General features: G+C 69.4%; 8 protein-coding genes. All 8 read left to right on the top strand.

All coding sequences use genetic code 11. From position 1 onward, the window contains the following. The coding region (gene rodA, locus AC32QD_RS07845) for a rod shape-determining protein RodA (protein WP_492009932.1) at nt 1–844 on the top strand (844 nt) is incomplete at its 5' end. 13 nt (nt 845–857) lie between these two features. Then, complete coding sequence (locus AC32QD_RS07840) at nt 858–1,805, top strand: 2-hydroxyacid dehydrogenase (RefSeq protein WP_492009931.1); 948 nt, start codon at nt 858–860, stop codon at nt 1,803–1,805. A gap of 245 nt (nt 1,806–2,050) precedes the next feature. Beyond that, entirely contained in the window at nt 2,051–2,704 is a 654-nt protein-coding gene (locus tag AC32QD_RS07835; RefSeq protein ID WP_492009930.1) for a DUF502 domain-containing protein, read from the top strand. 25 nt (nt 2,705–2,729) lie between these two features. Next, on the top strand, nt 2,730–3,344 hold the full coding sequence (locus AC32QD_RS07830) for a LysE/ArgO family amino acid transporter (protein ID WP_492009936.1): 615 nt from the start codon (nt 2,730–2,732) through the stop codon (nt 3,342–3,344). Next, nucleotides 3,345–3,542: a hypothetical protein gene (locus AC32QD_RS07825; RefSeq protein ID WP_492009929.1), complete on the top strand. Its 198-nt coding sequence runs from the start codon at nt 3,345–3,347 to the stop codon at nt 3,540–3,542. It begins immediately after the preceding gene. Then, nucleotides 3,539–3,982 (top strand): hypothetical protein, encoded by a 444-nt coding sequence (locus AC32QD_RS07820; protein ID WP_492009928.1) that lies wholly within the window; start codon nt 3,539–3,541, stop codon nt 3,980–3,982. The genes AC32QD_RS07825 and AC32QD_RS07820 overlap by 4 nt, the downstream gene beginning before the upstream one ends. A gap of 261 nt (nt 3,983–4,243) precedes the next feature. Continuing rightward, nucleotides 4,244–4,786 carry an inorganic diphosphatase gene (gene ppa / locus AC32QD_RS07815; RefSeq protein WP_492009927.1) on the top strand — a complete coding sequence of 181 codons (543 nt, stop codon included), beginning with the start codon at nt 4,244–4,246 and terminating at the stop codon, nt 4,784–4,786. A gap of 104 nt (nt 4,787–4,890) precedes the next feature. Further along, a complete protein-coding gene (locus tag AC32QD_RS07810; protein WP_492009926.1) occupies nt 4,891–7,032 on the top strand; it encodes a sodium-translocating pyrophosphatase in 2,142 nt (713 codons plus the stop codon). The last annotated feature ends 205 nt before the right edge of the window (nt 7,033–7,237 follow it).

The following is a 7,237-nucleotide window of genomic DNA, read 5'->3' as shown; positions in this document are numbered from 1 at the left end:
GGGCCACACCGGCATGGGCGCGACCCGCTGGATCAATCTCGGGCCGGTGCAGCTGCAGCCCTCCGAGCTGATGAAGATCGCCCTCGTCATGGCGCTGGCGCGCTATTACGACTGGCTCGACCGCGACCGGGTCTCGCACCCTCTATGGCTGCTGCCGCCGCTGGCGCTGATCGCCGTGCCGATGCTGCTGGTGCTCAAGCAGCCCGACCTGGGCACGGCGCTGATGCTCGCCCTGGGCGGCGGCATGGTGATGTTCCTCGCCGGCGTCAGCCTGTGGTATTTCGCCTCCGCGTTCGCCGCCGGCGCGGGGCTGGTCTACGCCGTACTCTACTCGCGCGGCACCAGCTGGCAGATCCTCAAGGAATACCAGTACCGGCGCATCGACACTTTCCTCCATCCCGAGAGGGACCCGCTGGGCGCGGGCTACCACATCACCCAGTCCAAGATCGCCATGGGCTCGGGCGGGCTGGACGGGCGCGGCTTCATGCAGGGCACGCAGTCGCGGCTCAACTTCCTGCCCGAGAAGCACACCGACTTCATCTTCACCACCCTGGCCGAGGAGTTCGGCTTCATCGGCTCGGTCTCGCTGCTCGCGCTCTACATGCTGATCATCGTGTTCTGCTTCGTCTCGATGATGCGCAACCGCGACCGCTACGGGGCGCTGCTCACGGGCGGTCTGGCCTCGGCCTTCTTCCTGTTCTTCGCCATCAACATGGCCATGGTCACCGGCCTCATTCCGGTCGTCGGCGTGCCGCTGCCGCTGGTCTCCTATGGCGGCACGGCGATGTTGGTCTTGCTCCTCGCCTTCGGTTTGATCCAGTCTGCGCACGTCCACCGTCGCTGAGGGGAAGCGTGCCATGCCGCCAGTCGTCGTCTTTGCCGGTCGCGTCGACGAGCGCGCGGCCTACGAGCAGGGTCTCACCGCCGCCGCCCGCGAGGCCGGCCTCGCGCTCGAGCTCCACATGGATCCGGCCGCGGCCGATCCCGCCGCCACCGACTACCTGGTCTTCGCCGCCAACGGCCCGGTGCAGGACTTCGCGCCCTACACCCGGCTCAAGGGCATCCTCAGCCTGTGGGCCGGCGTCGAGAACATCCTCAAGCTCGACCCGCCGGCCGACGTGCCGCTGGTGCGCATGGTCGAGGAGGGGCTGACGCTGGGCATGATCGACTACGTCATGGGCCACGTCCTGCGCCACCACCTCGACATCGACCGCTATCTCGACACCTCGCCGGTGTCGGCGTGGGAGAAGGACTACCCGCCGCTGGCACGCGATCGCACGGTGGGCGTGCTCGGCCTGGGCGCGCTGGGCGAGGCCTGTGCCGCGCGGCTCGCCGCCCACGGCTTCCGCGTCATCGGCTGGTCGCGCACGGCCAAAAAGATCGAGGGCGTCGAGTGCCGCACCGGCGAGGCCGCGCTCGACGAGACCATCGCCCAGTCCGAGATCCTGGTGCTGCTCCTGCCGTTCACCGCGGACACCCATCGCATCCTCAACGCCCGGCGCATCGCGCTGATGCCGATGGACGCCTGCCTGGTCAACCCCGCGCGCGGCCAGCTCATCGATCACACGGCGCTGCTCGAGGCGCTGCACGCGCGCATCCTGCGCCACGCCACCATGGACGTGTTCGACACCGAGCCCCTGCCCGCCGACGACCCCTACTGGACCGAGCCGCGTGTCACCGTCACGCCGCACATCGCCTCGGGCACCCGTCCGCGAACCGCCAGCCGCGCCGTGGTGGCGCAGATCGCCCGGCGCGAGCGCGGCGAGCCGTTCCTGCATGTTGTCGACCGCACCCGCGGATACTAACTTGACGGGCGATCCGGGGCGGTTCCCGGCGACGGGGCGGACAGATGGCGACTTCACCGAAGAGGGGAGCCCCGGGGGACCGGACTGGGGACCGGACGGGGGACCGGACGGGGGATCGGACCGGGGACCGGACGGCGAACCGGACGGGGGCACGAACGGGGCGCCGCCCGCCGCGGCGCCGGCGCCCCAGGCCGGGCTTTTGGCAGATCGCACGGGCCAACTTCCTCACCGGCCTGGTGGTGGTCGTGCCGATCGTGCTCACGGTCTGGCTGACCTGGGCCTTCATCACCTTCGTGGACCAGAAGATCGTCCCCTGGGTGCCGGACGCCTACAATCCCTCGACCTACACCAAGACCAACATCCCGGGCTTCGGCCTCCTGGTCTTCATCGTCTTCACCACCGTCGTCGGCTACTTCGCCAAGCGCGTCTTCGGCATGCAGCTGATCCGGCTGGGCGAGAGCATCCTCGGCCGCATGCCGATCGTGCGCTCGATCTACAACGGCGTGAAGCAGATCGTGGAGACGGTGCTCAGCCAGTCCGCCACCAGCTTCCGCCAGGCGTGCCTGGTCGAATATCCCCGCCCCGGCCTGTGGGCGGTGGCCTTTGTCGCCACCGACACCCGGGGCGAGGTGCGCACGCGCACCGGCGATCAGGAGATGATGAGCGTCTTCCTGCCCACTACGCCGAACCCGACCTCGGGCTTCCTGCTGTTCGTGCCGAAGAAGGACGTGATCCTGCTCGACATGACCATCGAGGACGCCGCCAAGCTGATCATCTCGGCGGGCCTCGTCGTGCCCCCCACTGCCGACGAGCACGCCCGCACCCGGCGCTATGCCGAGGAGCGCAAGCGCGCCATCGCCCGCGCCGCATCCGGAAAGAACGATCTGCCGAAGTTATGATCGGCAGCTCCCCGGCATTCGCATGCTGACGGCCGCGCTGACCGGCTTCGCCACCTGTTTCTCGCTGATCCTGGCGATCGGCGCACAGAACGCCTTCGTGCTGCGGCAGGGGCTGATGCGGGCGCATGTGCTGCCCATCGTCATCGTCTGCGGCCTGTCCGATGCGGTGCTGATCACGGCGGGCATCGCGGGCATGGGCACGCTGTCGAAGGCCGCCCCCTGGGCGCCCCGGGCGCTGGCGCTTGTGGGGGCCGCCTTCCTGATCGGCTACGGCGCGCTCAGCCTCGCGCGGGCCTTCCATGCCGACGCGCTCAGCGCCGCGAACGGCGGCACCGGCTCGCTGGCCCGCGCGCTCGGCACCTGTCTGGCCCTGACCTGGCTCAACCCGCATGTCTATCTCGACACCCTGGCGCTGATGGGCGCGGTTTCGGCCAGCTTCGCCCTGCTCGGGGACAAGGTCGCCTTCGGCGCCGGCGCCGTGCTCGCCAGCTTCGTCTTCTTCCTCATGCTCGGCTACGGCGCGCGGCTGCTCGCCCCGGTGTTCGCCCGGCCCCGCGCCTGGGTGGTGCTCGACATCGTCATCGCGCTGGTGATGTGGGGCATCGCCGCGGCGCTGATCCTCGACGTCGCGGCGGCCTGAATGGACCACGCGGTCTGGCTCGAGCTGCTCTTCGCCCACGATTCGCAGGCCTGGTATCTGGACCCCGCGGCCGAGATCCCCGCCCTGCCCGCGGCCGAGACCGCCGCGCATGTGCTGCGCCTGCTCGAGGCGCCGCGCTCTCGCTCCGCGGCGACGACCAGGTCGCGGCCGGGTTCAAATATCTGTTCGACCACATGAGCGGCTTCGCCGATGTGCGCCAGTTCGGCGACCCGGCGGTCACCGCCGACCAGCGGGGGCAGCTCGCCCGCCACCTCGACCGGCTCTGGACGCAGGTCTTCGCTCCCCGCTGCGCCCCCGTGCTCGGTCATCTCTCCGAGCCCTCGGGCGCGCTCGAGACCGCGTGCTACATGTTCTGGGACGGCTTTTGCGGCATCGAGACCCCGGACCCGGCCGAGCGCAGCGCGCTCGACGCCGTCTTCGTCGAGACCATGGGCCGCATCCTCGCCCTGCCCCACCCCGCCTGCCAGGAGAGCGCGCTGCACGGCCTCGGCCACTGGGGTGCGCAGGCGCCCGAGCGCTGCGCCGCGCTGATCGACGCCTGGCTCGCCCGGGGCGGCGCCGCGCGGCCCGAGCTGGTGCGCTATGCCCGCGCCGCGGGCGCCAGCTGCATCCAGTAGCGGGCCGGCCGGGCCGCGACTCTTATACTCCGACTGTAGGAGTTACCGCGATTTTAACCGTAAAGTCGGCCAAAACAGAGTCCCGGTGGAAATTCGTAGGATTCCCGGATTTCGCGTTGACCGTTGTTAACGCGGCGCCCGGCCCACCCCGTGTTAACGCGGGTCAACATGCCCGCGACCGTTTGCTGCACCGCACAATCTGGCATTGCCGCAGAGGATCCGCTAGAGTGCGCCCACCCGCGCCGAGAGGAGTCGCCCGCCATGCTGATCGACAGGATTCCGCCGGGACGCAATCCGCCCCAAGACATCAACGTCGTGATCGAGATCCCCGGCGGCCCCGCCGGCGGCCAGCCGGTGAAATACGAGATCGACAAGCACAGCGGCGCCCTGATCGTCGACCGCATCGTCAACGTGCCGATGTTCTATCCCAACAACTACGGCTTCGTGCCCAACACCCTGCACGAGGACGGTGACCCGGTCGACGTGATGGTGCGCACCGAGGTCACGCTGCATCCGGGCTCGGTGATCGGCTGCCGGCTGATCGGCGTCCTGCACATGGAGGACGACGCCGGGCCCGACGACAAGCTGATCGCCATGCCGCTCGAGCACATCGACCCCTTCCAGGCCGAGATCAAGAGCCTCGAGAACCTGCCCCAGCGCCACCGCGACCGGATCTGGCATTTCTTCGAGAACTACAAGGCGCTGGAGTCCGGCAAGTGGGCCAGCGTCACCGGCTGGGGCGACAAGGTCGAGGCCGAGCGAATCGTCATGGAGTCGATCGCCCGCGCCAACGCAAAGCTCTGATCCGCAAATCTTTTCCGCCCGAATCGCCTGCCCCGATTCGCGCCCTTGCCTGAACGCGCTTTCTGGGCAATGTTGCCGCGCCCGTTCAGTGTGGAGGGAATCGAATGTGGAATTTCTTCATCATCGCCTGCGGCCTGTTGTCGATCGTCTACGGGGTCTGGGCGGTGAAGTCGGTGATGGCGTCGGACGCCGGCAATAGCCGCATGCAGGAGATCGCCGGGGCGATCCAGGAGGGGGCGCAGGCCTACCTCACCCGGCAATACACCACCATCGCCATCGCCGGCGCCGTGATCTTCGTGCTGCTGGCCTATTTCCTCGGCATCGCCGAGGCGGTCGGCTTCGCCATCGGCGCCGTGCTCTCCGCGACGGCGGGCTTCATCGGGATGCTGGTCTCGGTGCGCGCCAACGTGCGCACCGCCCAGGCCGCCAGCAAGAGCCTGGGCGAGGGTCTCGAGATCGCCTTCCGCTCCGGCGCCGTGACGGGCCTTCTGGTGGCCGGCCTCGCGCTGCTGGGCGTCGCCGTCTACTTCACCATCCTGACCGCCGGCGCAGGCTACGCGACCTCGGACCGCACCGTGGTCGACGCGCTGGTGGCGCTCGGCTTCGGCGGCTCGCTGATCTCGATCTTCGCGCGTCTGGGCGGGGGCATCTTCACCAAGGGCGCGGACGTGGGCGGCGACCTCGTGGGCAAGGTCGAGGCCGGCATCCCCGAGGACGACCCGCGCAACCCCGCCACCATCGCCGACAACGTCGGCGACAACGTGGGCGACTGCGCCGGCATGGCCGCCGACCTGTTCGAGACCTACGCCGTCACGGTGGTGGCCACCATGGTGCTGGGCTCGATCTACTTCTCGGGCTCGGGCCTGGTGCACGCGGCCATGCTCTACCCGCTGACCATCGGCGCGGCCTGCGTGGTGACCACGATCATCGGCACCTTCGCCGTCAAGCTCGGCCCCAGCCAGAGCATCATGGGCGCGCTCTACAAGGGCTTCATCGCCACCGGCGTGCTCTCGCTGATCGCGCTGTTCCCGATCACCTGGGCGGTGTTCCCCGACGGGCTGGGCACCGTGTTCAAGGCGCCGACCGGCGCCTACACCGCGCTCGACCTCTACTTCTGCGGCGTGGTCGGGCTGGCGGTAACCACCCTGATCATCGTGATCACCGAGTACTACACCGGCACCGGCTACCGCCCGGTCCGCTCGGTCTCGCAGGCCTCGGTCACCGGCCACGGCACCAACGTCATCCAGGGGCTCGCGGTCTCGCTCGAGTCGACTGCCCTGCCCGCGCTGGTGATCATCGCCGGCATCATCTGCAGCTTCCAGCTCGCCGGCCTCTACGGCATCGCCATCGCGGTGACCACCATGCTGGCGCTGGCGGGCATGGTGGTGGCGCTCGACGCCTTCGGCCCGGTCACCGACAACGCCGGCGGCATCGCCGAGATGGCCGACCTGCCCGCCGACGTGCGCTCGACCACGGACGCGCTCGACGCGGTCGGCAACACCACCAAGGCGGTGACCAAGGGTTATGCCATCGGCTCGGCCGGCCTCGGCGCGCTGGTGCTGTTCGCCGCCTACACGCAGGACCTGGCGTTCTTCTCGGCCCACCCCGCCCCGGGCTCCTACTTCGAGGGCGTCAAGGTCGACTTCTCGCTGGCCAACCCCTACGTGGTCACTGGCCTGTTCTTCGGCGGCCTGCTGCCCTTCCTGTTCGGCGGCATCGCCATGACCGCGGTGGGCCGCGCCGCCTCCGCCGTGGTCGAGGAGGTGCGCCGCCAGTTCCGCGAGAAGCCGGGCATCATGGAGGGCAAGGAGCGGCCCGACTACGGCCGCGCCGTCGACATGCTGACCAGGGCGGCGATCAAGGAGATGATCATCCCCTCGATGCTGCCGGTGCTCTCGCCGATCGTGGTGTTCTTCCTGGTCAACTGGATCGCCGACGCCTCCGCCGCCTTCTCGGCGGTGGGCGCCATGCTGCTCGGCGTCATCATCACCGGGCTCTTCGTCGCCATCTCGATGACCTCGGGCGGCGGCGCCTGGGACAACGCCAAGAAGGTGATCGAGGACGGCTTCACCGATGCCACCGGCAACCGCCACGAGAAGGGGTCGGAGGCGCACAAGGCCGCAGTCACCGGCGACACCGTGGGCGATCCCTACAAGGACACCGCCGGCCCGGCCGTGAACCCGATGATCAAGATCACCAACATCGTGGCGCTCTTGCTGCTCGCGGTGCTGGCGCACGGCAGCTAGGCGACCCTCGACGAAATCCCGAAGCGCCCCGCCCCGGCGGGGCGCTTCGCTTTTGCGACGCCCCGCGCTTGACGCCGACCACGCCGCGCGCAACATGCGGGCCATGTTCCGCATTGCCGCTCTGGCGCTCGCGCTTATCCTCGCCGGGCCCGCGCTCCTGACCGGGCCATCGGCCCAGACCGCCCAGTCCCAGCCACAGGCCCGG

This window comes from Thermohalobaculum sp., assembly GCF_058622915.1.
Note: the sequence above shows the minus strand (reverse complement) of the source record. Positions and strands in the feature narration are given on the sequence as shown.